Genomic DNA, 1,334 nt, shown 5'->3' with positions numbered 1-1,334 from the left:
TTGATTCCAAGTCACATCAAGGAAGTAAGGTCTTCCATTGGTAGCCATCAGCGCCACGCTATTTGGAAGATCAGGAACAGTCCCCCAATTCATCTGTAAAGTTCCTATTTCAAAGATTTCACTGATGCTTGTTGGAATGATTTCTAATTCAGCTGCTGTATATGCAATTTGATAATTATTGCCTCCAGTCAATGTTCCCAAGGTGATGGCATACTTACCCACATCTTCTCCTTGATCCCTTGATAACTTGCCACTCAATTGATCCAATCCAATCAACCCCATTACCGTATAAGTGAAAGCTGGATCTTCTAGATCATAAACTTTGGATTGATTATTCGCCTTGATCGTTAAAGTAGCTTTGGTTACTTCTAATTCACCTGCCACTAGTATTATATCGTAATTTGCATCTGAACCACCTGTCAAGGTGATTGGATATGTACCTACTCCTGAACTTGCAGTAGCCGTGGTGCCAATGCTTGGCTCCGTGCTTAACTCTGTATCGCCATTCACCAGACCTGCATAGCTGAAGGTCAATGGCGGGTTCGCGGAGCCATAAACTTTATCCTTATTCTCTGCTGTAATGGTTACTGCTGCTTTCGTCACTTCCAGTTCACCCGCTACAAGCGTAATGTCATAGTTCGCATCTGAACCTCCTGCCAAGGTGATTGGATAAATCCCTACTGCTGAGCTTGCTGTTACTGTCGTGCTGATGCTTGGTTCATTAGCTACTTTGGTATCACCATTCACCAATCCTGAGTAGGTAAAGGTCAAGGCTGGATTCGCTGATCCATAGACCTTCGATTTATTCTCAGCTGTGATGGTTACCTTCGCTTTGACTACCGTCAGTATTCCGGCTTTTAGCTCGATATCATAATTATCATCTGATCCGCCCGCCAGCGTGATCGGATAAGTTCCTACATTGGAACTTGCTGTCGCTGTCGTGCTGATGCTTGGCTCGGTAGCAACTTTCGTATCGCTATTTACCAATCCTGAGTAGGTAAAGGTCAGGGTTGGATTCGCTGATCCATAAACTTTATCCTTATTCTCTGCGGTGATCGTCACCGATGCTTTGGTTACTTCCAATTCACCAGCTACCAGCGTAATGTCATAGTTCGCATCCGAACCGCCTGTCAAGGTAATCGGATAAGTTCCAACTGCTGAGCTTGCTGTTGTCATTGTGCTGATGCTTGGCTCGGTGGCTATTTTCGTATCACCATTCACCAAACCAGCATAAGTGAAAGTCAATGGAGGATTCACTGAACCATAAACTTTATCCTTATTATCTGCGGTGATCGTCACCGATGCTTTGGTTACTTCCAATTCGCCAGCTACCA

1 protein-coding gene is annotated in these 1,334 nt (G+C 44.5%); it reads right to left on the bottom strand.

The genetic code is table 11. From position 1 onward, the window contains the following. Window positions 1-1,334, bottom strand: a 1,334-nt coding sequence (locus tag CHB66_RS17055) for an MBG-2 domain-containing protein (protein WP_170932533.1), incomplete at both ends; no start/stop codon positions are given.

The sequence above is a fragment of the Belliella buryatensis genome, from assembly GCF_900188245.1.
GTDB lineage: Bacteria > Bacteroidota > Bacteroidia > Cytophagales > Cyclobacteriaceae > Belliella > Belliella buryatensis.
The sequence above is the reverse complement of the archived record's forward strand: the minus strand, read 5'-3'. Positions and strand labels throughout refer to the sequence as shown.